The following is a 22,025-nucleotide window of genomic DNA, read 5'->3' as shown; positions in this document are numbered from 1 at the left end:
ATGAACAGAACAACAGCAGGACGGCGACGTCGCGTCCTCGCCGCGGCGGGAGCGCTCGTCGCTCTCGTCGCGCTCAGCGCGTGCTCCTCCGGCATGGAGGAGGCCGGCTCCGGCGGCGGCGCCTCCGCCGGACCCAAGGACGGACCGCTCACGATCGCCTACCTGCAGAAGCAGGGCGACCAGCAGTACTTCGTCGACCAGGCGAACGGCGCGAAGGCGGCCGCGGAAGAGCTCGGGGACGTGACCATCAACGTCGTCGACCTCGGCACCGACTCCAATAAGGCCATCAGCGAACTCGACTCCGCGATCGCACAGGGAGTCGACGGCATCATCATCGTCGTCCCCGACCAGCAGATCGGCCCGCAGGTCATCGAGGCGGCCGACGCCGCGGGCATCCCGATCATGGCGTCGGACGACGTGATCGCGGGAGCCGACGGCACCGAGGCGCCGTTCGCCGGCTTCGACGGCACCGCGATGGGAACCGAGGTCGGTCAGGCCGCCGCGGATCTGTACCTCGAAGCGGGCTGGAGCGCCGCCGACACGCGCATCCTCTCCGGCTACAAGCAGGACCTGAGCGTCTGCCAGCAGCGCGTCGACGGTGCGGAGGCCGCGTTCTCCGAGGCCGTCGGCGAGGACATGCCGGAGCTCATCGAGATCGGGACCGACAACTCGGCGACCGACGCTCAGGACCAGGCCGGAGCGGTCATCACGGCGAACGCCGGGGTCGAGCACTGGGTCGTGTGGGGCTGCAACGACGAGAACGAGACCGGGATCGTGACGGCCCTCCAGAACTCCGGCGTGGCCGGTGACGACATCATCGGCGTCGGCCTCGGCGCCTACCTGACGTGCAAGGACTGGGCGGCCGGCCAGGACACGGGCAACAAGGCCGCGCTGTTCATCTCCGGCGCCGAGGTCGGCAAGGCCGCCGTGACCTCGATGGTCGCACTCCTCCGCGATGGCACTCCGCTGCCCCCCCAGTCGATCGCGAACACGGAGATCGTGGACGCGAGCAACTGGGAGGCCGAAGGCGTGGTCTGCACATAGTCGGCACCCCGCCGGGCGGCGACGCGAGTCGCCGCCCGGCTCCCTGCTCCCGAGCACCCATCAACGACGACGAGGAGAACGCATGAGCGACGAGCGGGCGGACATCGCGTTCGCAGCACGAGGGATCACGAAGAGCTTCGGCCCGGTCCGCGCGCTCCGCGGGGTCGAGCTCGAATTGCGGCGCGGCGAGGTCACGGCGCTCATGGGCGAGAACGGCGCCGGGAAGTCCACGCTCCTGAAGATCATCACGGGCGACTACCAACCGGAGGAGGGCGTCCTCGAACTCGACGGCCGCGCGGTGACGTTCGCCGGCCCGGGAGACTCCCGGGCGGCCGGTGTCCGGGTCATCGCGCAGGAGCCCGAGATCGTGCCCCACGTCTCGGTCGCGGAGAACATCTTCATCGGCGCGCTCGGAGGTGCTCGGTTCAACCGGTCCGAGCTCCTCGATCGCGCCGGCGAGGCCCTCGAACGCTGGGGGTTCGCACGGGTCATCCGGCCCGAGCTGATCGGCAGTTCCCTCTCCCCCGCTCAGCGACAGATCGTCGAGATCATGCGGGCGCTCGTCTCGGGGCCTGCCGTCATCTGCTTCGATGAGCCCACCTCCTCCCTCGGCGACGACGAGGTGGCCATCCTCTTCACCGTCATCCGCCGGCTCCGCTCGGAGGGTGTCGCGATCGGTTACGTGTCGCACCGGATGGCGGAGATCTTCCAGCTCGCCGACCGCATCACGGTGCTGCGGGACGGCGGCCTCGTCGGGACCGAGAAGGCCACGGACATCGACGACGACGGACTCGTGCGCATGATGGTCGGTCGCGATCTCAGCCAGTTCTTCCAGCGCGAGGCGATCCCGCCGGGCGACGTCGTCCTCGAACTGGACGGCGTGACGAACGACTTCGTCGACGGCATCAGCCTCACGGTCCGGGCCGGGGAGGTCGTCGGCGTCGCCGGGCTCGTCGGCGCCGGGCGCAGCGAGCTCATGAAGACGATCGTCGGCGACTTCCAGATCACTTCGGGGGAGCTGCGGGTCGGCGGCAAGCGCACGCGGTTCCGTAGTCCGGCGGACAGCGTGGCGGCGGGCATCGGTTTCGCTCCCGAGGAGCGGAAGGCGGAAGCACTGCTCCTGCAGCGGACCGTGCGCGACAACATGGCGCTCGCGATGCTGCGGAAGCTCTCGCGCTGGATCTTCGTGAAGTCCGCGGCGGAGAAGGCGCTCGCGGTCGAGTACATCGAGCGCATGCGCGTCCGCACGCCCTCGACCGAGCAGATCGTCGGCACGCTCTCGGGCGGCAATCAGCAGAAGGTCGTGCTCGCACGGTGGCTCGCCACGGGGCCGCGTGTCCTCCTGCTCGACGAACCGACGCGCGGCGTCGACGTCGGCGCCAAGTCGGAGATCTACACGATCATCGACGAGCTCGCCCGCTCCGGCGTCGCCGTGCTCGTGGTCTCGAGCGAACTGCCCGAGGTCATCGGCGTCTCCGACCGGATCTACGTGATGGCCCACGGCCACATCACCGGCGAGGTGCCCTCGCGGGGCGCCACTGAGGAGTCGATCCTCGCGCTCGCCATGGAAGAGGAGCCGACGTTCTCATGAGCACGACCCCCACATCACCCGAGCGGGACATCCCCGTACCTCCGCCGAGCACCGCCTCGACGCCGCACGAAAGGAGCACTCCGGTGCCCACCTCCACGACCAGGACCGCCGCCGCGGACTCGAAGGCCGCGAACCACCGGCCCGGTCCGCTGCGGCGCGCACTCTCCGCCGTCGGCGTGCAGAACGTCTCGCTGCTCATGGCGATCGCACTCGTCGTCGCGATCATCGGTTCGCAGAACCCGCTCTTCTTCACCGTCGCGAACCTCCGCGTCATCGGCACGGCGATCGCGATCTCCGGGTTGCTCGCGATCGTCCAGACGATCGTCATCATCCTCGGCGCGCTCGACATCTCCGTCGGGTCGATCGCGGGACTCACGTCGGTCACGTCCGCCATGATCTTCTCGGTGACGGGAGCCGCGGCGCTCGGCGTCGGCGGGGCGATCCTCATCGGGGTGGTCTGCGGCCTCGTGAACGGCTGCATCATCGTCTTCGGCCGCGTGAATCCGGTGATCGCGACCCTCGCGACACTCGCGGCCTACAAAGGCGTCGCCCAGCTCGTGTCGGACGGCCGCGCGCAGGGGTACACGGGCGCCGACCCGTTCTTCGTCTTCCTCGCCCGCGGTTCCATCGCCGGCGTCCCGACGCTCATCTGGGTGCTCATCCTCGTCGCGGTGCTCGCGCACATCGTGCTCCGCTACACGACCGTCGGTCGCAACATCTACGCGGTCGGCGGCAACGACGTCGCGTCGCGACTGGCCGGCATCGACATCAACCGGTACATCCTCGGCGTCTACATGGTGACGGGAGCCGTCGCCGCGATCGCTGGGCTCCTCATCACGGCGCGGACGGGCTCCGGTCAGCCCGTGTCGGGATCGGAGGGACTCGAACTCGAGGCCATCACAGCCGCCGCCCTCGGTGGAGCGGCGCTGAAGGGCGGCAAGGGCACCATTGCGGGAACGATCCTCGCGGTGATCCTCCTCGGCATCCTGACGAACGGTATGACGCTCCTCGGCGTCAACAGCTTCTGGCAGAACGTCGCGAAGGGCGCTCTGCTCGTCGTGGCCGTGATCATCCAGCAGCTCCGGTCGGGCGAGCGCCGGGTCGGATTGCCCGGCTAGTGCTCGAGGTCTCGGGCGGAGGCGTGCGACTGCGCCTCGATCCGGAGCACGGCGGGCGTATCGTGTCGCTCGTCGCCCTCGGTCGTGAATGGCTCACCGAGTCGTGGCCGGCCGCCCCCGGGGCGACGCGATTCGTCCACTCGGGCACGGGCGGCTGGGACGAGGCCCTGCCCACCATCGCACCCAGTGAGGGTCTCCCGGATCACGGCGACGTCTGGAACGTGCCGTGGTCGGTGTCGTCCGCGGGGAAGCACGAGATCGCGACCACCGTGCGCTCCGCCTCGAGCGGCATCGTGCTCGAGCGTCTCGTTCGACCGACGCCCGATGGTCTCGCGGTGCGGTATCGGGCCTCGACGACGGACCTCCGGCCGCGATCGTTCCTGTGGTCAGCCCACCCGCTGTTCTCGGCCGCCGACGGAGCGCACATCACGCTGCCCGGGGTCACCGAGGTGCTGCAGGAGTACCCTCGGGTCGACACCCACGCCCCGGTGCCGGGCGCGACAGCGATCGGCGGGGCCGGTGCCACTGTGGCACCGCGAGCGGTGAAGGCCTTCGTCGCGTCGCGGGCGCTCCGCTCGAATCCCGCAGGAGTCGGCGGCCCTCGATCCGTGCACGCGTCGATCGCCCTCCCCGACGGTCGGTCGCTCGGCATGACGTGGGATCCCGCCGAGATCCCCTGGCTCGGCGTCTACGCGGACTCCGGGGAGTTCTCGCGTGACCCCGTCCTCGCGCTCGAGCCGACGAGCACTCCCTCGGACTCGGCGGCGCAGGCGAGAGAACTCTGGACAGTCAGTGCTTCGTTACCGCGTGAGTGGTCCGTCCACCTGCACTGCTCGGAAGGACCGTCCGTCCCGGCCCGGTGACGCCGTGCACAGGTCACGCGATCCTGAGACCAAGAGGCCCTTCGACGAACTCAGAGACCGCGAAACCGCTGACGCAGCGATCGCCGACGCTCAGACCGCGGCGCGCAGTCCCTCGACGAGCGGGGTGGTCGGACGGCCGATGAGTCGGGCGAGGTCACCGCTCGTCTCCGCGAGCAGACCGTCCCTGATGTTGCCGTCGAGAGCGACGACGAATCCCGCGGTCCCCTCGTCGAGGCCCGCACCGGTGAGGATGGCGAGGTGCTCCTCCGTGCTCACGTTCTTCCACTCGACGGGCTTCCCCGTGATCTCGGTGATCGCAGCGGCGAGATCCGTGTAGGTCCACGCGACGTCCCCGGAGAGCTCGTAGACGGCGCCCTCGTGACCGTCGGTCACGAGCACCGCGGCGACGGCATCCGCATAGTCGGCGCGCGAAGCGCTCGCGACGCGGCCGTCCCCCGTGCTCGAGACGAGCACACCGGATGCGGCGGAGCGCGCGACGTCTGCGGCGTAGTTCTCCGTGTACCAGTTGTTGCGGAGGATCGTGCTCGCCACGTCCGCGCTTGCGAGGTACTCCTCCGTCGCCTTGTGCTCGGGGGCGAGGACGAGCGCCGACGTCGTAGCGTGGGGAGCGCTCGTGTAGACGACACGCGAGACGCCCGCCGCGACCGCCGCGTCGATCGCGTTCGTGTGCTGCTGGACGCGCTGCCCGACCTCGCTGCCGGAGACGAGCACGAGGCTGCCGGCGCCCGCGAAGGCGGCATCGAGGGAGGCTCGGTCCGAGTAGTCGGCGATGGCGGTGCGGACGCCCGTCGAGGCGACGCCCGCGAGCTTCTCGGCGCTGCGGCCGATGGCGACGATGTCGCCGGGTGCGACGCCGCGAGCGAGCAGGGAGTCGACGACGAGTCGACCGAGGTGTCCGGTGGCGCCGGTGACGACGATGGGGGTTGCTGCGACGGTCATGAGGATGTCCTTCCGTTCCGGAGTGTTCTCCAGTGCCAACCCGGCGGCCGCCTGATTCTTCCCGATCGACAGTACCCACTTTTCGGTAAGCTACCCACCTGATGGAGAGATTCATACGTCCCGACGGCCTGGCCGAGCCTGCCACTCTCGGCTCCCTCCTGTCCGGCCCGGGCACGACGGACGGCGTCTTCCCCGTCGCGTGCCCCACGCGCGTGGTGCTCGACCACGTGACGAGCAAGTGGGGAGTGCTCGTGATCGTCGCGCTCGCGGAACGGTCACTCCGCTGGGGAGAGTTGCGTCGCGGCGTCGAGGGCATCAGCGAGAAGATGCTCGCGCAGACGCTCAAGCTGCTCGAGTCCGACGGCTTCGTCCTGCGCGAGGCGCAGCCGACCATCCCGCCGCGGGTCGACTACAGCCTCACGCCGCTCGGTGAGGAGCTCGCCTCGCAGCTCCTCCCCCTCGTCTCCTGGATCGCCGACAACACGTCCCGCATCCTCCCCACCCCCTGACCCCCTGACCCCCTGACCCCCTGAGAGGTCGGGGGTCAGGACTCGCGGGTGATCTCGACGCGGACGAAGAGGGAGGACGTGAAGGGGCCGGCGTACACGCCGCGCAACGGCGCGACGTCCCGATAGTCGCGGCCGCGACCGACCAGGACGTGCCGGTCGCCGATCTCGATGAGGTTCGTGGGATCGTAACCGTGCCACGTGCCGGAGAACCACTCGACCCACGCGTGCGATTCGCCGGTCACCGTCTCCCCGACCGGGGCATCGGGCCGAGGGTGCAGATACCCGGAAACGTAGCGCGCCGGGATCCCGACGGAGCGCAGCGCGCCGAGTGTGATGTGCGTGATGTCCTGACAGACGCCGTGCTTCTTCTCCCACGCGTCCGCCGCCGTGGTCTGAACACCCGTCACGCCCTGCACGTATTGGACCTCGCGACCGATCGTCTCGGCGATCTCGAGGGCGGCACCGTACGGCGTCTCATGCCGCGACCGCACCTCGCGCGCCAGGGCGGCGAGGTCCTCCGGCGGACGGGTGCGGTGGGTCTGCTCGCTCTGCTCGACCGTCTCGACGCTGCGGCGCACGAGCTGGTCGAGCTGCTCCCACGTGATGGCGCTCTCGTGATGCGGTCGCGGCCGGACCTCGACGAGGCTGCTCGCGGTGAGTGACAGCTCGGTGTGCTTCGAGAGCACCTCGAACGCCGTCACCTTCGTGCCGAAGTAGTCGGTGTACATGTTCTGGCTCGCGCCCGGGGAGATCTCGATGCCCGCCTCGAGCACGAACTGACCGTCGGTCGTCGAGGGCAGCATGCGCGCCTCGTTGTAGGACGTCTGCACGTGACCCTCGTATGTGAAACCCGTTCGGTGCACGATCCGTAGCCGCTTCATGCGTTCTCCCCGATCCAGCTCGGCTCCGTCTGCGTCGGGAAGAAGCGCTGCCGCACGGCCTCCGACGTCTCGAGCGTGGCCCGCTGCACGTTGTCCATGTGGCCCGGCAGGTCGTCGAGGATCTGCGTGATCGGCGTGTACTCGAGCTCGCTGCGGATCTGACCGAGCAAGCGCTGCGACTGCCCGGAGACTCCCACACGGTCGAGTCGCGGCTCGAGATCGCGCACGCATTCGAGCGCCTGCACGATCGAGAAGATGATCGAGCGGGGGAAGAGCCGGTCGAGCAGGAGGAATTCGGCGGCGTTCCGCGCGCTCGGCACGCCGCGGTACGTGCGGAGATAGGCCTCGTAGGCACCGCACGAGCGGAGGATCGTCGTCCACGACGGACCTGACGCCTCCGTGAGAGAACGCGTCGCGAGCAGCCTGGCCGTCATGTCCGCGCGTTCGATGCTCCGTCCGAGGGTGAAGAACCGCCACGCATCGTCCCTGCTCGTCGCCGAGTCGACGATTCCCACCGCGAGCGCCGACCGCTCACGCACCCAGCGGAAGAACGAGTGGACCTGGTCGGGGTCGACGCGTCGCGGCATGCTCGTGCGCGTCGTGTTGAGGCACTCCCACAGTTCGCTCGACACGATCTCACGCGCCCGTCGCGCGTTCTCGCGCGCCGCGGTGATGGAGTAGGCGATCGAGGACGGGTGCGTGCGATCGACGGCGAGCCGCCGGAGCACGTCCTCGCGCGTGAGGGGGACGTCGACGTCGTGATCGCTGCCCATGACGCTCAAGAGCGAGTGGCACGCGGAGTTCTCGTCGATCCACGGGTCCTCGAGGAGCAATTGCAGGTGGACGTCGAGGATGCGGGCCGTGCCGTCGCTGCGCTCGATGTAGCGGCCGATCCAGAAGAGGCTCTCGGCGATCCGGCTCAGCATGCGTCGCTCCGCTTCTCGGCCGGTCCGTTCGAGCCGGTCGGGACGCTCGGGCGATCCAGCCGTGATTGCTGTTGCTGCTCCGACTGCTGGCCGCCGGGCCCGTCGTACGGCGAGTGCTGCTGCGCCCCGTCGGTCGCGGTTCCCTGTTGCTGCTGCTCCGCCTGATCCGCGCGCGTCGGCCGGTCGTAGGGGGAGTGCGCAGGCTCCGGCTGGTCGGCGTAGATGATCGGGATGGCCTGGGTCACGGTCGCCTGGTCGGCGACGAGACCCTGGATGTCGTGCGGGGAGTCCTCGGGGATGCCGCGCTGCTCGGCGGCACCGACGATCCACGTGTCCTTCGATCCGCCGCCCTGACTCGAGTTGACGACGAGCTGCCCCTCGGGGAGGGCGACACGCGTGAGGCCGCCGGGGAGCACCCAGACGTCCTCGCCGTCGTTGACCGCGAACGGGCGGAGGTCGGCGTGCCGCGGCCGCATGCCGTCCTCGACGAGCGTCGGGATCGTCGAGAGCATCACGACGGGCTGCGCGATCCAGCCGCGGGGATCCGCTCGCAAGCGGTTCCGGAGCTCGTCGAGCTCCTTCGGCGAGGCGTCCGGCCCGACCACGAGCCCTTTACCGCCCGAACCGTCGACGGGCTTCACGACGAGCTCGTCGAGCCGGTCGAGGACCTCCTCGAGCGCACCCGGATCCTCGAGACGCCACGTGTCGACGTTCTTGAGGATCGGCTCCTCGCCGAGGTAGTAGCGGACGAGGTCGGGGACATAGGTGTACACGAGCTTGTCGTCGGCGACGCCGTTGCCGACGGCGTTCGCGATCGTGACGTTGCCGAGGCGCGCCGCGAGCATGAGCCCGGGGGAGCCGAGCATCGAGTCGGCACGGAACTGCAGCGGGTCGAGGAACTCGTCGTCGACACGGCGGTAGATGACGTCGACGCGCTGGGGACCGCTCGTCGTGCGCATGAACACCTTGCCGCTCGCGCAGAACAGGTCGCGCCCCTCCACGAGCTCCACGCCCATCAGGCGGGCGAGCAGGGTGTGCTCGAAGTACGCCGAGTTGTAGACGCCGGGGGTGAGCACGACGACGTTGGGGTCCTCGACGCCGTTCGGCGCACTCGCGCGGAGCGCCTGGAGGAGCTTGTTCGGGTAGTCGCCGACGGGACGCACCTTCATCGAGACGAAGAGCTCCGGGAGGGTCTGCGCCATGACCCGGCGGTTCGAGATCACGTAGCTCACCCCGCTCGGGACACGGACGTTGTCCTCGAGGACACGCAGTTCCCCGTGCTCGTCCCGGATGAGGTCGATGCCGGAGACGTGGATCCGCACACCGTTGGCGCTCGTGATGCCCGCAGCCTGGCGGTGGAAGTGCTGCGACGAGGAGATGAGGCTCGCGGGGATGATGCCGTCGCGCACGGCGTTCTGGCGGCCGTACACGTCGGAGAGGAACCCCTCGAGCGCGCGGACGCGCTGCTTGATCCCAGCCTCGACGCCCGTCCACTCGCCCTGCTCGATCACGCGCGGCACGGCGTCGAGCGGGAAGGGACGCTCCTCACCGGCGAAGTCGAACGTCACGCCCTGAGCGAGGTACGAACTCGCGAGCGCGTCGGTGCGGCCTCTGAGCTCCTCCTGCGTCATCGCGGCGAGCGAGTTGTAGATGTCTCGGTAGCCGGCCCTCGCCTCGGCGGCGCCCGCGGGAGAGTCGACGTGCTCGAACATCTCGTCCCAGGGCGGGACCCCGGAGACTGTCTTCCGCGGAGCCAGAGTCGCACCGTACCCGTCGAAGAGGTCTCCCATGGGCCGAGCCTACAGCGGGCCGTGTTGCGCCCATGTTTCGTCGCCCGCTCCCCCACCTCACCCCCCCTGAAAATCCCTTTCGTGCACGGAATCGCGTGCACAGAAGGGATTTTCAGGGGGGTGAGGGAGGGGGTCAGGAGGAGGAGGCGTCGAGGGAGGCGAACTCCTCGGGGGTGAGGGCGACCGTCGCGGAGGCGAGCAGGTCGGGCAACTGACCGAGGCGGCTCGCGCTCGCAATCGGCGCGACCACCGTGGGCTGGTGACGGAGCCACGCGAGCGCGACGGTCGCGAGGCTCACCTCGTGAGAAGCGGCGACGGCGTCGAGCGCGTCGATGACCGCGTCTCCCCGCGCGTTCAGGTACTCGGAGGCTCCGCCCGCGCGCGGGCTGTCGACCGACGCTCCCCCGCGGTACTTGCCCGTGAGGAAACCCTTCGCGAGCGCGAAGTAAGGGAACACCCCCAGCTCGTAACGCTCCGCGCGTTCGCGCAGTGCACCCTCGAACCCGCGCTCGACGAGGTTGTAGTGCGGCTGGAGGGCCACAAGCTTGTGGAAGCCGTTCTCCTCCGTCACCGCCATCCACTCGTCGATGCGCTCCGCCGAGTAGTTCGAGACCGCGAACGTGCGGATCTTGCCCGCGTCGACGAGTCCGGAGAACGCCGCGACCGTCTCCTCGAGGGGCACGCTCTCGTCGTCGAAATGGGCGTAATAGACGTCGATGACGTCCGTGCCGAGACGCGCGAGCGACGCGTCGGCCGCCGCGCGGATGTTGGCGGGCGCGAGGCCCGAGAACTCCGGGTGCGTGCTGACCTTCGTCGCGATCACGAGGTCGTCGCGGCGACCCGTGCGGGCGATCCACTCCCCGATGATCGTCTCGGAGTCGCCGCCCGAGTTGCCCGGCACCCACGCCGAGTACCCGTCAGCCGTGTCGACGAGGTTGCCCCCGCCATCGGTGAAGGCATCGAGGATCTGGAACGAGGCGTCGCGATCGGCGGTCCATCCGAAGACGTTGCCGCCGAGGGCGACCGGGAAGACCTGGAGGTCGGAGCGGCCGATGGGCACGAGGTGGGTGTCAGGAGTCGTCATGATGGGGTCCAACCTACGCGCCGCCCGCTCGTATTCCTTGAACGTGCGACGAGGAGGCCAGCACGTTTGATGCGGTGGCGCCGCCTCCGAATAGTCCTCTCACCGGGAGATAAAGCGCGACGCCGTGGGGACTTCTGCCCATCGCCCCGGCACATCGGCGGCCGATACGGTCGAGACGATCCGACACGACACCGATCACCGTCATACGAAAAGAGACCTCATGCGTGACCGCCGTTCCCGCACCCTCACCGCTGCCGCCATCACCGGAATCGGACTCCTCGGACTCGTCGCTTGCTCGAGCGCCACCGAGGAGGCGCCGACCGATACGGAGCAGTCCGGAGAGTCGGAGCCGACCGAGGTCGAGGAGACGGAGGAGGCCGAGGCTCCGACCGCCACCAGTCAGCCCGCGTGGGCGAACCCCGTCACGGAGGGCGGCGAGCTCATCTCCACGATCGACCTCGACGGCATCACGGTCGAGGTGTTCCAGGTCGGCACCACGACGGCCACGAAGACCGGTCAGTTCGTCGATCCCGACACGAACGAGCCGATCATCGCCGAGGGCGACGAGATCGTGTTCGTCAACTACGTGGTCACGAACACCGGCGAGCCCGTCGATCTCGGCTCGAGCCTCGTCTCGATCGATGCCCGCTACGACGACTGGCCCTACATGCAGGGCATGGACTCGGTCGTCGACGATGAGCTGTTCATGGAGCAGGGCGTGAACGACTCGGGTCTGGCCGACGGCTCGTACGTCGACCCCTCCGTGTACACCCTCGGCACGGACGAGTCCTTCTCCTACGGCGAGAACTTCCCGTACCAGGCCGGATCGCCCATCAGCTTCGACGTCTCGGTCACGCCGGTGGACGCTGAGGGCGAGCTGCTCCACGACGATCGCGTGGAGGCCGAGGGCACGGGCACGATCGCCTGACCTCGAGCACGACCCACCGCGATGCGGCGACCGGGACGGCGGATGTGCGCGCGCATCCGCCGTTCCGCGTCTCGCGGGCTAGGACGTGTGGACGCGCGCGTACTCGTCGACGGTGAGCACGATCGTCTCGATCTTGCGGTTCACGACGCGGATGATCACGACGACGAGCCAGAGGCCGCCCGTGACGATCGTCAGCAGGAGGTTCCAGAACCAGCCGATGCGCTTCTTGCGCTGGAGCACGGCCGTCGCGCCGGAGACGGAGGACACGGTCCACCCGTTCTTCGCCCAGCGGGCGACGGCGGCGTCGAGAGCCGCGATGCGGACGGGATCGATGTTCGGCATGGGAACCTCCTCCGGGTCGATCCTCCGATGGTAGCGACGCAGCCTGGGGACGTGACCGAGGGGGCCGAAACCGTTGAGAACACGGCCCGGGTCGCGGGCCGACTCGTCGACGTACGACTGCTCGGCGGGGCGATCGGCCACGACGCGCACGTGAGGACCGCTGCCGCCCGCGCCGTCATGTGCTCGGCCTCAGACGGGACGGGCTGCCGATGACAGCGCCCCCGCTACGATGGCGATCGTCGCGAGGGAGCGGCGGGAACGGAGCATGAGCGCATGAGGATCGTCGACGCCCACCTGCACGTGTGGGACACCCATCGCCTCGATTACCCGTGGTTGCGGGAGGTGCCCGACCTCGACCGCCCGATGACGTTCTCCGAACTCGCGGCCGAGCGCGCGGGAGGCGCGGTCCACGTCGACGGCTTCGTGTTCGTCCAGGCGGACTGCCTCTCGGAGCAGGCCGTGGCCGAGGTCGACTGGGTGTCGTCGATCGCGGCCGAGGGACCGGTCGTCGGCATCGTCGCGTTCGCGCCTCTCGAGCAGGGCGACGCGGTCGCGGCCCATCTCGACGCGCTCGCCGAGCGGCCGCTCGTGATCGGTGTCCGGCGGCTCCTGCAGTCCGAACCGCGCGGCTTCTCGGGGTCCGACTCCTTCATCGCCGGCGTTCGAGCGCTCGCCGCCCGATCGATCGTGTTCGACGCGTGCGTCACCGAGGACCAGCTCGACGACGTGTCCGCTCTCGCGGACGCCGCTCCCGACCTCGCGATCGTCCTCGACCACCTCGGCAAGCCCGACATCGCCGCCGCTTCGTCCGAATCATGGCGGGCGAGCGTGTCCGACCTGGCGCGACGCCCGAACGTCGCCTGCAAGGTCTCGGGGCTGCCGCCGCAGACGGGCACCGCAGACTGGTCGCTCGACACCGTGCGCCCGTACCTCGACACGGTCCTTGACGCGTTCGGCCCCGACCGCCTGCTCTTCGGCAGCGATTGGCCCGCCTCGAGCGGCCACACCGGCTACGACCGCTGGCTCGACGCGGTGCTGGAATGGTCGGCTGCGATGTCCGGGGAGGAACGCGCGTCCCTCCTCGCCGGCACGGCCGACCGCGTGTACGGCATCCGGCCGCCCGCGTCCTGACGGGCGGTTCGCGAGCTTCGGGCCTCCGCTGCCGGGGACCGGTGCCCATCGACGTCTCCGCCGGTGCACCCGTACGCTCGGACGGGCAGCCCGGATCGAGAGGACCCCATGACCGACGCGTTCCCCACCACCCCGCAGAACACGCAGCACCTGGCCCGCTTCTTCGTGAAGCAGCGCATCACGGCGATGGTCAACCGCTACGAGATCCGCGCGGCGAATCCCGACGGGAGCGAAGGCGCCGTGATCGCGATGGCGCAGCAGAAGCGACTCGCGTTCAAGGAGCAGGTCACGTTCTTCGCCGACGAGGCGCGCACGCAGCCGGTCTTCTCGTTCCGCGCACGCCAGGCGATGGACTTCGCCGCGATGTACGACGTCGTCGATGCCGCCGGAACACCCATCGGCTCGTTCCAGAAGGACTTCAAGGCGAGCCTGCTGCGGTCGAGCTTCCACTTGTCGGGCCCTGGGTTCGAGGCGTACGGGCAGGAGCGCAACGCGGCGATCGCGATCATCCGCCGCTTCGTCGATTTGCCGTTCTCATTCCACTTCGACTTCACCGACAAGCAGTCGGGTCAGGTCGTCATGTCGAGCGAGCGGCAGTTCTCCCTGCGCGATCGCTACACGGTCGACGTGCCCGACCCGCGGGTCGACTTCCGGCTCGCCGCGGCGATGGCCGTGGGCCTCGACGCGCTCCTCCAGCGCTGAGGCCGGCGGCCTAGAACTCCTCGCCCGTGGGGTCCGCCGCGGCTTCGTCCTCGAGACGCGTGCCGCCGAGGGGGTCCTCGTGCCACGACACAGCCTCCCAGCCGTCGTCCGGCGAACCCTCGAGAGCCACCATGCCGGTGTTCGCGAGACCGCGCGTGCGCGTGTTCCCCTCGTCGAGGTTCCACGCGGCGCGCGCGCTCCATGCGCGGATCGCGGCGCCATGGCTGAAGAGCGCGACCGTGCCGTCGTGCTCGGCCGCGATGCGGGCGACGTCGGCGTCGTAGCGGTCGAAGAACTCCGTGCCGCTCTCGCCGATGCGCGCCTCCGGGTCGCTCCACCATGAGAGCAGCGTGCCCATGTAGGCGTAGACCGCTTCCATGTCACTGCGACCTTCGAGGTGACCGGCGCTGATCTCGTGCACCCCGTCGAGTTCGATCGTCTCGATTCCGAGCGCAGCGGCGAGGGGCGCCGCCGTCCGGTGCGTGCGGATCATGCGCGAGACGTAGATCGCGTCGATGCTCTCGCGCTCGAGAGCCGCGGGGATGGCGGCGGCCTGTCGCTCTCCCAGCGGGGTGAGACCGGGACCGGGGATCACCGTGCCGAGCGCGCCGACGACGTTGTCCGGGGTTTCGCCGTGGCGGATCAGCAGGAGCCTCATGCGCCCACGTTATCCGAGCGCGCTGGAGGATTCCGGATCGTGGTCGGCCGAGGGCGTCGCCGGGAGCGGTTTCGTGAGCGTCTCGAGCTCGATCGTGACTCCGGGGCGCACGTGGACCGTGTACTCCTCGGCGAGCGGCGTGATCTGTCCCGTGCGCCGGTAGCCGCGCCGCTCGTACCAGGAGAGCAGTTCGTCACGCGTCGTGATGACGGTCATGGTCATCTCCACCGCCCCGAGTCGGTCGCGGGCCATGTGCTCCGCCTCCGCGAGCACGGTCTTTCCGAGTCCGGACCCTTGGGCGTCCGGCGAGACCGCGAACATCCCGAAGTAGGCACGACCGCCGAGGTCCGTCACGGTGCAGCACGCGACGATCGCGCCGCCGTCGTCGGCGACGAGCAGGGTGTCGCGGGGCGAGGTCAGGATCGTGCTGACGTCGTGGGCGTTCGTGCGCGGGCCCTCGAAGAGGTGGGCCTCCGTCGTCCACCCCGGGTCGCCGCCCGTGCCGCGATACGCGCGACCGACGAGCGCCACGATCGCGTCGACGTCCGCATCCGTCGCCGTTCTGAGTTCCACCCCACAACGGTATCCGCAGTCACCACTCGCCCTTCGACGAGCTCACGGAACGGAGCGGCGCCCTAGCATGTCCGGGCGGCGAGCGGTACCGAGACCCGACATGGCCGGGGGTTCATATTCACGGGGATAAAATGAGTCCTTGCTGAAACGAGCGAGTGACGGCTCGTGCGACGGAGGATTCGTGACCGGAAATGCGACGACCCGCTTCGACAACGTATCCCTGTTGTCGGTGGCGAGCACACTGCCCACTCGAGTGACCACGTCGGACGACATCGAGGACCGCCTCTCGTCCGCCCTCAAGCGCTTGAAGCTCCGGAGCGGTCTGCTCCGACGCGTCGCCGGCGTCCTCGAACGACGCAACTGGGCGCCCGGAGAGGACTCGGACGACGCGACCGTGGCGGCCGGCAAGCGGGCCCTCGCCGAAGCGGGCGTCGACCCATCCGAGGTCGGCCTCCTCATCAACACCTCCGTCACGCGCAAGCACCTGGAGCCGTCCGTCGCCGTCCGACTCCACCACGGCCTCGGGCTTCCCAGCTCCGCGATCAACTTCGACGTCGCCAACGCGTGTCTCGGATTCGTGAACGGCATGAGCCTCGCGGCGAGCATGATCGAGTCGGGCCAGATTCGCTACGCGATCGTCGTGAACGGCGAGGACGCCGACGAGATCCAGACCAACACGATCGACCGCCTGCTCCGCGAGGACGTCGATCGCGAGGGCTTCATGAGCGAGTTCGCCTCCCTCACGCTCGGTTCGGGATCCGCCGCCGCCGTTCTCGGCCGTGCGGACGAGCACCCCGGCGGGCACCGCATCCTCGGCGGCGTCACGCGCGCGGCCACCCAGTTCCACGAGCTGTGCGTCGGGAGCGTCGACGGCATGTTCACCGACGCGAAGGCGCTGCTCAAGGGCGGACTCGACCTCGTCGTGTCCGCGTGGAAGGAAGCGTCGTCGGAGTGGGACTGGTCGAAGATGGACCGCTACATCACCCACCAGGTCTCGTCCGTCCACACGAACGCGATCGTCAAGGCCGCGAAGCTCGACAAGGACCGCGTGCCGACGACCTTCCCCCACCTCGGCAACGTCGGCCCCGCGTCCATCCCCATCACCCTCGCCGAGGAGCAGAAGTCGCTCAAGAAGGGCGACCGCGTCCTCCTCATGGGTGTCGGCTCGGGCCTCAACACGGCGATGATGGAGCTCGCGTGGTGACGGAGGGAGCTTCGCTTCCCCCGTCCGGCCTGCCCGGACTCGATCCGCGATTCAGCAGGATCCTGCGCGTCCCCGGCCGGGGCGTCGACGCGGGCCTGTCTCGCGAGTGGCACCACCTCGACACCGGCGACGAGCTCGCCAGCCGGGGCATCGCGACGGCCGGCACGATCCTCGCCGTGCACGGCAACCCGACGTGGTCGTACCTGTGGCGCGGCGTCGCTTCCGAGTCGCTCCGCGCAGCCGAATCGGGCCGCCCCGCGTGGCGCGTGGTCGCCGTCGACCAGCTCGACATGGGCTTCTCCGAGCGCACCGGCGTGCACCGCCCTCTGCACCAGCGGGTCTCGGACCTCGCGGCGTTCACCGAGGCGCTCGCGCTCGACGGTCCTGTCGTGACCCTCGGCCACGACTGGGGCGGAGTCGTCTCCCTCGGGTGGGCCGTCGATCACGCCGCATCGCTCGCGGGGGTCATGCTCCTCAACACCGCGATCCACCACCCGGAGGGCGTGCCGATCCCCGCACCGTTGCGGCTCGCGGGAGCGCGCGGCGTGCTCGCGGCGTCGACCGTCGGCACGACGGCGTTCCTCGACACGACGCTCGCCCTCGCGACCCCGTCGTTGGATCGCGACGTCGCGGACGCCTACCGCGCTCCGTATCGCACGGCCGAGCGGAGACGGGCGATCGGCGGCTTCGTCGCGGACATCCCCGTCGATGCACGGCACGAGAGCTTCGGCGAGCTCGACCGCATCGCCGGCGCAGTGGCCCGCCTCGACGTCCCGGCACTCATGCTGTGGGGGCCGAACGACCCGATCTTCAGCGACCGCTACCTCGACGACCTCGCCGATCGGCTCCCGCAGGCCGACGTGCACCGCTTCGAGGGCGCGAGTCACCTCGTGGCGGAGGACCGCCCGTACGCGGACGCCGTGCTCACCTGGCTCGAGGACAACGGCGAGCGACTCTCGGGGCTCGACCCGTCGTCCCCCCGGGCGGCCGCGTCGGCACGACGGACCTCGACAGGTTCCCCCGACGGACCGCCCTTCGTGCCCCTGTGGCGCGGACTGGACGAACGACGCGAGGACGACTCCGTCGCCGTCGTCGACATGGCGCCGCGCGGGAAGAGCGAACCCCGACGGGTCAGCTGGCGGCAGCTGGACGACCGCGTGCGCAAACTCGCCGCCGGCCTCCACCGCATGGGCGTCCGGAAGGGACAGCGCGTGTCGCTGCTCGTCCAGCCGGGGCCGACGCTCACCGCCGTCGTCTACGCCTGCTTGCGCATCGGCGCCGTCGTCGTGGTGGCCGACGCCGGCCTCGGCGTGAAGGGACTGACGCGTGCCGTCCGCGGGGCGTGGCCGGACGTCGTCATCGGCGAGGCGCTCGGGCTGACCGCCGCCCGCACCCTCGGGTGGCCGGGGCTGCGGATCTCGACCGCTCGACTCCCGCGCGTCGCTGCAGTGGCCCTCGGTGTCGAGTGCAGCCTCGCGGACGTCATCGAACTCGGCACCGGCGCCCCCGTGCCCGCACCGCCCGGTCCCGGCGACGAGGCCGCGATCCTCTTCACCTCGGGGTCGACGGGACCGGCGAAGGGCGTCGTCTATCGGCACGGTCAGTTGTCGGCGCTCCGCGACGTGCTCGCCGCGCACTTCGACGTGACGTCGGAGACGGGACTCGTGACGGGATTCGCGCCCTTCGCGCTCCTCGGTCCAGCCCTCGGCACGCGATCGGTCACGCCGAACATGGACGTGTCCGCGCCGCGCACGCTCACCGCGAGCGCCGTGGCCGCAGCCGTCCGCGAATCCGACGCCCGCATCGTCTTCCTCTCCCCTGCGGCGATCCTCAACGTCGTCGCGACGGCCGACGCCCTCACGACGACGGATCGCGCGGCGCTCACACACGTGCGGACCTTCCTGTCGACGGGCGCTCCCATCGGCGAGCAGCTGCTCGCGTCCGCCGCCGCGCTCATGCCGAACGCGACGCCCCACACGCCGTACGGGATGACGGAGTGCCTCCTCGTGACGGACGTGACGCTCGACGGGGTCCGCGCGGCGGCCGCTGCACCCGATCGCGGCGTGTGCGTCGGTACGCCCATCGGCTCGAATCGCGTGCTCGTGGCGGCTCTCGACGCGGACGGTCGGCCGACCGCCGCACCGAGCGACGAGGCGGGAGTGCTCGGCGAGCTCGTCGTCTCCGCTCCTCACCTGAAGGACCACTACGACCGGTTGTGGCTCACGGACCGCGCCGCGGAGAACGGCACCCCCTCGGGGAACCGTGGCGCCGCCGCCGGGGAGCGTTGGCACCGCACGGGCGACGTCGGGCACCTCGACGCCGACGGTCGCGTGTGGGTGGAGGGTCGACTGCCGCACGTCATCGTGACGGCGGACGGGCCCGTCGCGCCCGTCGGCGCCGAGCAGGACGTCGAAGGCGTCGAGGGCGTCCGCCGCGCGGCCGTCGTCGGTGTGGGCCCGCACGGATTGCGGCAGGCCGTCGCGGTCGTCGAGACGGTGCCGCCGACCTCCCGGCCGGGGCTCGCGACTCCGGAGCTCACAGCCGCTGTACGGGCGAGCACGGCGCTGCCGCTCGTGGCCGTGCTCGCTGTGCCGCAGCTGCCGACGGACATCCGGCACAACTCGAAGATCGATCGCTCCCGCGTGTCGACGTGGGCCGAGTCGACGCTCGCGGGCGGGAAGACGAGCGCCCCGTGATCGTCCTCGTGACGGGCGCGTCTGGCTTCCTCGGCCGAGCGGTCGCCGCGGAGCTCGTCGCGGCGGGGCACCAGGTCCGGACACTGCAGCGACGCCCCTCCGGTGTCCACGGCGTCACGGACGTCCTCGGTTCCGTCACCGATGTCTCGCTCGTCGCGCGAGCGGTCGACGGCGTCGACGGTGTGGTCCACCTCGCCGCGAAGGTCTCGCTCGCGGGCGATCCGCGGGAGTTCCATACCGTGAACGTGGGAGGGACGCGCCTGCTCATCGATGCCGCGGAACGCGCGGGAGCGACCCGCTTCGTGCAGGTCTCCTCCCCGTCCGTGGCGCACGCGGGCTCGGCACTGTCCGGCGTGGGCGCGGAGCCCGCCGACCCGGAGAACGCGCACGGCGATTACGCGCGAACGAAGGCCGAGGGCGAGTTGCTCGCGCTCGCTCGCGACTCGGCGTCCCTGCACGTCGTAGCTGTGCGCCCCCACCTCGTGTGGGGACCGGGTGACACGCAACTCGTCGAGCGCATCGTCGATCGGGCGCGACGCGGCCGCCTGCCGCTTCTCGACGGCGGAACGGCCCTCATCGATTCCACCTACGTCGACAACGCCGCCACGGGGATCGTCGCGGCCCTCCACCGTGCGGACACCGCTCACGGCAACGCCTACGTCATCACGAACGGCGAACCCCGTCCGGTCGGCGACCTGCTCGCCGGCATCTGCCTGGCTGCGGGCGTGACTCCGCCGCGGTGGAGCGTGCCGGCCGGTCTCGCTCGCGCCGCGGGCTCCGCGATCGAGCGGGTGTGGGCGATCCGGCCGGGTTCCGACGAGCCACCGATGACGCGATTCCTCGCCGAGCAACTGTCGACGGCGCATTGGTTCGACCAACGCGCCACGCGCCGCGATCTCGACTGGACCCCGACCGTCTCCCTCGACGAGGGCCTCCGTCGCCTCGCGGCCCACTACCGCGAGGCCTGACGGACCCCTCCCCTCCTCCGCACGCGCCACGTCCGTCCCCGACGACCGGGTGGGGTGAGGCGACGACGATCGGGAACACCCTCGTTCAGGCACGAGCGCTGGGATCCGTCACGGGGTCACTCGAGTCGATGCGGTCCCTCGTCGCGACGGTTCTCCCGCCGCGTCGCTTCAACCCACGCGACCGCTAGCACCGCCGGGTTCCCGCCGATGTGCGGGGGTGTACCTCGGTGAGGTGCCACCGTCTCTGGGGGATGCCGCGGCGAGACGAGTGCGGTGCAATGGCTTGAGCGCCACTCCACCATCCCGAGACTCGTGGCGCGCGACAGAGGAACCCCATGAGCATCGACCGCAGCGTTGCGACGACCACGACGGCGAGCGCGCCCGCCGTCCCGAGCGGGTGGCCCGCGTTCCGCTTACGGCGGCTTCCGGACGTCGACCTCTTCCTCGTCTGGACGGACCCGTTCGTCACAGGACCCGCGCGGACGCCGGTCGGTCTCACGCTCGGGAACGCCGGTCGTCGGAGCGCTGTGGCCATCTCGATCGACATCCCGACCGGTCCGCAGGTCACGAAGGCGCGGTTGCGCCGGAACGGCCGGATAATCGTCGCGTCGCTCGACGAGCCGGGATCGATCCAGGCCACGATCGCCGTCGGCCTCGTCTTCGTCGACTGGACCGATCGTCACGGTGAGCGCCGCTCCATCTGGTTGCGGGTTCCACCGGTCCCGACGCGATTCCGCTCGCTCGTCTGAGTCGACTCCGCGCACTGCTTGGCTCCGGTCGCGTGGGAGTCGGCAACGTCGAGGGCGCTACGTCGGGTGCGAGGGCGCTACTCGTACATGGCGCCCTCGTGCGGGTGTAGCCCTCTGGTCAGCCGCCGAGTTCGGGGCGGCCCTCTCGCCAGTAGCCCATGAAGGCGACGGAGCGGCGGTCGACGCCGAGCTCCGAGACGAGCAGTCGGCGGAGCGTCTTGATGACGCTCGCCTCGCCCGCCAGCCAGGCGTAGAACGGGGCACGGTCACCGAGGGCGGCACCGCCCGTCTCCGAGACGGGCACCTCCCACAGCAGCCCGGCGTCGATGTCGACGTCCTCGAGCGGAGCGTGCGCGATGCGTTCGGCGCGCGCGATGAGCTCGCACTCTTCGAGCACGCGCGGCGCGACGCGACGCAGTTCGGGCTCGAGCAGCGTTCCGACGGCGGCGTCGCCGCGAGCGAGCACGACGACCTCGACGTGCTCAGGCTTCGCGCCGATCACGGCGGCGTCCTCGGCATCGGGAACCTCGATGACGGCGACACCGCAGGCGTCGGCGGGAAGGCGCTCGAGGATACCGGCGATCGCGGGCGCCGCCGTCTCGTCGCCCGCGAGCAGGACACGGTCGACGCGCTCGGGCGCGTGCCAGTCGACGCCGCCGTGCACGTCGGGGTAGTGCGCGCACGGGGCGTTCACGATGATGCTGTCACCCGGCTGCGCGTCGAGCGCCCACGACGACGCGGGACCGATCCGGCCGTGCAACGCCACGTCGACGTCGAACTCGGCGAGTTCCGTACGCACCTCGCGGATCGTGTACGTGCGCATCGGCATGCGCTTGTCGTCCGGAAGTTCGCGCCAACGCTGGTACCAGTCGGTCGGCTCGAGGCCGAACTCGTCGAGCGGCATTCCCTCGGTGGGGAGCAGGAACTTGATGCGCTGGTCGTGCCGGTTGTCGGCGATGCCGTCGCACAACGGCCCCGTGAAGGTGATGCGACGATACGTCGGGCTGATCGCGACGACGCGTTTCACCGTGACCGCGAAGAGGCGGAACGGGATCGGTGCGGTGTCGGGCCTGGCGTCGAGAATCGTCATGGTAAGGAAAGCCTAACCTGAGGTGCGGCGAGAGGGAAGGGCGATCGGCATCTCGATGCCAGACGTCGGTACCCCTGCGAGCGGATCGGCAGCCGATGCTCGATCATCCGCCGGTCGTGCACCATCGCGTCCAGGTGCGCCTCTGCCGCCGCGGAGTCGAAGCGCTCGAGGAGCACCCTCGCCTCCCCGACCCCGGCAGAAGGTTCCGTTGCGCACGG

21 protein-coding genes are annotated in these 22,025 nt (G+C 70.2%); 12 read left to right on the top strand and 9 right to left on the bottom strand.

Annotation, left to right across the window (positions count from 1 at the left end; translation table 11 throughout):
* The 4 genes from ELQ90_RS02255 to ELQ90_RS02240 all read left to right on the top strand — a co-directional run bounded on the left by ELQ90_RS02255 (position 1) and on the right by ELQ90_RS02240 (position 4,616).
* Positions 1-1,044, top strand: coding sequence for a substrate-binding domain-containing protein (locus ELQ90_RS02255; protein WP_128493631.1), 1,044 nt, complete (start codon positions 1-3; stop codon positions 1,042-1,044).
* An 82-nt stretch (positions 1,045-1,126) separates the two neighbouring features.
* Entirely contained in the window at positions 1,127-2,635 is a 1,509-nt protein-coding gene (locus tag ELQ90_RS02250) for a sugar ABC transporter ATP-binding protein (protein ID WP_128493630.1), read from the top strand.
* Between the two features lie 83 nt (positions 2,636-2,718).
* Positions 2,719-3,753, top strand: coding sequence for an ABC transporter permease (locus ELQ90_RS02245; protein WP_208020545.1), 1,035 nt, complete (start codon positions 2,719-2,721; stop codon positions 3,751-3,753).
* A 23-nt stretch (positions 3,754-3,776) separates the two neighbouring features.
* Positions 3,777-4,616, top strand: a complete 840-nt coding sequence (locus tag ELQ90_RS02240) for an aldose epimerase family protein (RefSeq protein ID WP_128493628.1) — start codon at positions 3,777-3,779, stop codon at positions 4,614-4,616.
* 90 nt (positions 4,617-4,706) lie between these two features.
* Here ELQ90_RS02240 and ELQ90_RS02235 read toward each other — a convergent pair whose 3' ends face one another.
* A complete protein-coding gene (locus ELQ90_RS02235; protein WP_128493627.1) occupies positions 4,707-5,576 on the bottom strand; it encodes an SDR family oxidoreductase in 870 nt (289 codons plus the stop codon).
* A 101-nt stretch (positions 5,577-5,677) separates the two neighbouring features.
* Between ELQ90_RS02235 and ELQ90_RS02230 the strand changes: the two genes are divergently transcribed.
* Positions 5,678-6,085 (top strand): winged helix-turn-helix transcriptional regulator, encoded by a 408-nt coding sequence (locus tag ELQ90_RS02230; RefSeq protein ID WP_128493626.1) that lies wholly within the window; start codon positions 5,678-5,680, stop codon positions 6,083-6,085.
* A gap of 35 nt (positions 6,086-6,120) precedes the next feature.
* On the opposite strand, the gene ELQ90_RS02225 is transcribed toward ELQ90_RS02230, so the two are convergent.
* From ELQ90_RS02225 to ELQ90_RS02210, 4 genes are all read right to left on the bottom strand, one after another.
* The gene (locus tag ELQ90_RS02225) at positions 6,121-6,966 is read right to left on the bottom strand and encodes a transglutaminase family protein (protein WP_128493625.1); all 846 of its coding nucleotides are present in this window, start codon (positions 6,964-6,966) and stop codon (positions 6,121-6,123) included.
* A complete protein-coding gene (locus ELQ90_RS02220; RefSeq protein ID WP_128493624.1) occupies positions 6,963-7,892 on the bottom strand; it encodes an alpha-E domain-containing protein in 930 nt (309 codons plus the stop codon). The genes ELQ90_RS02225 and ELQ90_RS02220 overlap by 4 nt, the downstream gene beginning before the upstream one ends.
* Entirely contained in the window at positions 7,886-9,682 is a 1,797-nt protein-coding gene (locus tag ELQ90_RS02215; RefSeq protein WP_128493623.1) for a circularly permuted type 2 ATP-grasp protein, read from the bottom strand. The genes ELQ90_RS02220 and ELQ90_RS02215 overlap by 7 nt, the downstream gene beginning before the upstream one ends.
* 133 nt (positions 9,683-9,815) lie before the next feature.
* Positions 9,816-10,766 carry an aldo/keto reductase gene (locus tag ELQ90_RS02210; protein WP_128493622.1) on the bottom strand — a complete coding sequence of 317 codons (951 nt, stop codon included), beginning with the start codon at positions 10,764-10,766 and terminating at the stop codon, positions 9,816-9,818.
* A gap of 220 nt (positions 10,767-10,986) precedes the next feature.
* On the opposite strand from ELQ90_RS02210, the gene ELQ90_RS02205 reads away from it, so the two are divergent.
* Positions 10,987-11,694: a hypothetical protein gene (locus tag ELQ90_RS02205; protein WP_128493621.1), complete on the top strand. Its 708-nt coding sequence runs from the start codon at positions 10,987-10,989 to the stop codon at positions 11,692-11,694.
* Positions 11,695-11,772: 78 nt separating this feature from the next.
* Here ELQ90_RS02205 and ELQ90_RS02200 read toward each other — a convergent pair whose 3' ends face one another.
* Positions 11,773-12,177 carry a hypothetical protein gene (locus tag ELQ90_RS02200; RefSeq protein ID WP_128493620.1) on the bottom strand — a complete coding sequence of 135 codons (405 nt, stop codon included), beginning with the start codon at positions 12,175-12,177 and terminating at the stop codon, positions 11,773-11,775.
* Between the two features lie 132 nt (positions 12,178-12,309).
* Here ELQ90_RS02200 and ELQ90_RS02195 point away from each other — a divergent pair, with 132 nt between their 5' ends.
* Together ELQ90_RS02195 and ELQ90_RS02190 are read left to right on the top strand one after the other, a co-directional pair.
* Entirely contained in the window at positions 12,310-13,167 is an 858-nt protein-coding gene (locus tag ELQ90_RS02195; protein WP_128493619.1) for an amidohydrolase family protein, read from the top strand.
* Positions 13,168-13,275: 108 nt separating this feature from the next.
* Positions 13,276-13,869: an LURP-one-related family protein gene (locus tag ELQ90_RS02190; RefSeq protein ID WP_128493618.1), complete on the top strand. Its 594-nt coding sequence runs from the start codon at positions 13,276-13,278 to the stop codon at positions 13,867-13,869.
* A 10-nt stretch (positions 13,870-13,879) separates the two neighbouring features.
* On the opposite strand, the gene ELQ90_RS02185 is transcribed toward ELQ90_RS02190, so the two are convergent.
* Positions 13,880-14,527 carry a histidine phosphatase family protein gene (locus tag ELQ90_RS02185; protein ID WP_128493617.1) on the bottom strand — a complete coding sequence of 216 codons (648 nt, stop codon included), beginning with the start codon at positions 14,525-14,527 and terminating at the stop codon, positions 13,880-13,882.
* Between the two features lie 9 nt (positions 14,528-14,536).
* Positions 14,537-15,100, bottom strand: a complete 564-nt coding sequence (locus ELQ90_RS02180; protein WP_128493616.1) for a GNAT family N-acetyltransferase — start codon at positions 15,098-15,100, stop codon at positions 14,537-14,539.
* 181 nt (positions 15,101-15,281) lie between these two features.
* On the opposite strand from ELQ90_RS02180, the gene ELQ90_RS02175 reads away from it, so the two are divergent.
* The 4 genes from ELQ90_RS02175 (at position 15,282) to ELQ90_RS02155 (ending at position 20,717) form a co-directional block, all read left to right on the top strand.
* On the top strand, positions 15,282-16,304 hold the full coding sequence (locus tag ELQ90_RS02175) for a 3-oxoacyl-ACP synthase III (RefSeq protein ID WP_128493615.1): 1,023 nt from the start codon (positions 15,282-15,284) through the stop codon (positions 16,302-16,304).
* Positions 16,298-19,000 (top strand): alpha/beta fold hydrolase, encoded by a 2,703-nt coding sequence (locus ELQ90_RS02170; RefSeq protein ID WP_243695958.1) that lies wholly within the window; start codon positions 16,298-16,300, stop codon positions 18,998-19,000. Before ELQ90_RS02175 ends, ELQ90_RS02170 begins: the two co-directional genes overlap by 7 nt.
* Positions 18,997-19,968 (top strand): NAD-dependent epimerase/dehydratase family protein, encoded by a 972-nt coding sequence (locus ELQ90_RS02165; protein ID WP_128493614.1) that lies wholly within the window; start codon positions 18,997-18,999, stop codon positions 19,966-19,968. The genes ELQ90_RS02170 and ELQ90_RS02165 overlap by 4 nt, the downstream gene beginning before the upstream one ends.
* A 335-nt stretch (positions 19,969-20,303) precedes the next feature.
* Complete coding sequence (locus tag ELQ90_RS02155; protein ID WP_128493612.1) at positions 20,304-20,717, top strand: hypothetical protein; 414 nt, start codon at positions 20,304-20,306, stop codon at positions 20,715-20,717.
* A 118-nt stretch (positions 20,718-20,835) separates the two neighbouring features.
* On the opposite strand, the gene ELQ90_RS02150 is transcribed toward ELQ90_RS02155, so the two are convergent.
* Positions 20,836-21,807 (bottom strand): siderophore-interacting protein, encoded by a 972-nt coding sequence (locus ELQ90_RS02150; RefSeq protein ID WP_128493611.1) that lies wholly within the window; start codon positions 21,805-21,807, stop codon positions 20,836-20,838.
* Positions 21,808-22,025 lie beyond the last annotated feature (218 nt).

The sequence above is a fragment of the Labedella phragmitis genome, from assembly GCF_004078635.1.
GTDB lineage: Bacteria > Actinomycetota > Actinomycetes > Actinomycetales > Microbacteriaceae > Labedella > Labedella phragmitis.
This window is presented reverse-complemented; position numbering and strand designations above follow the sequence as displayed.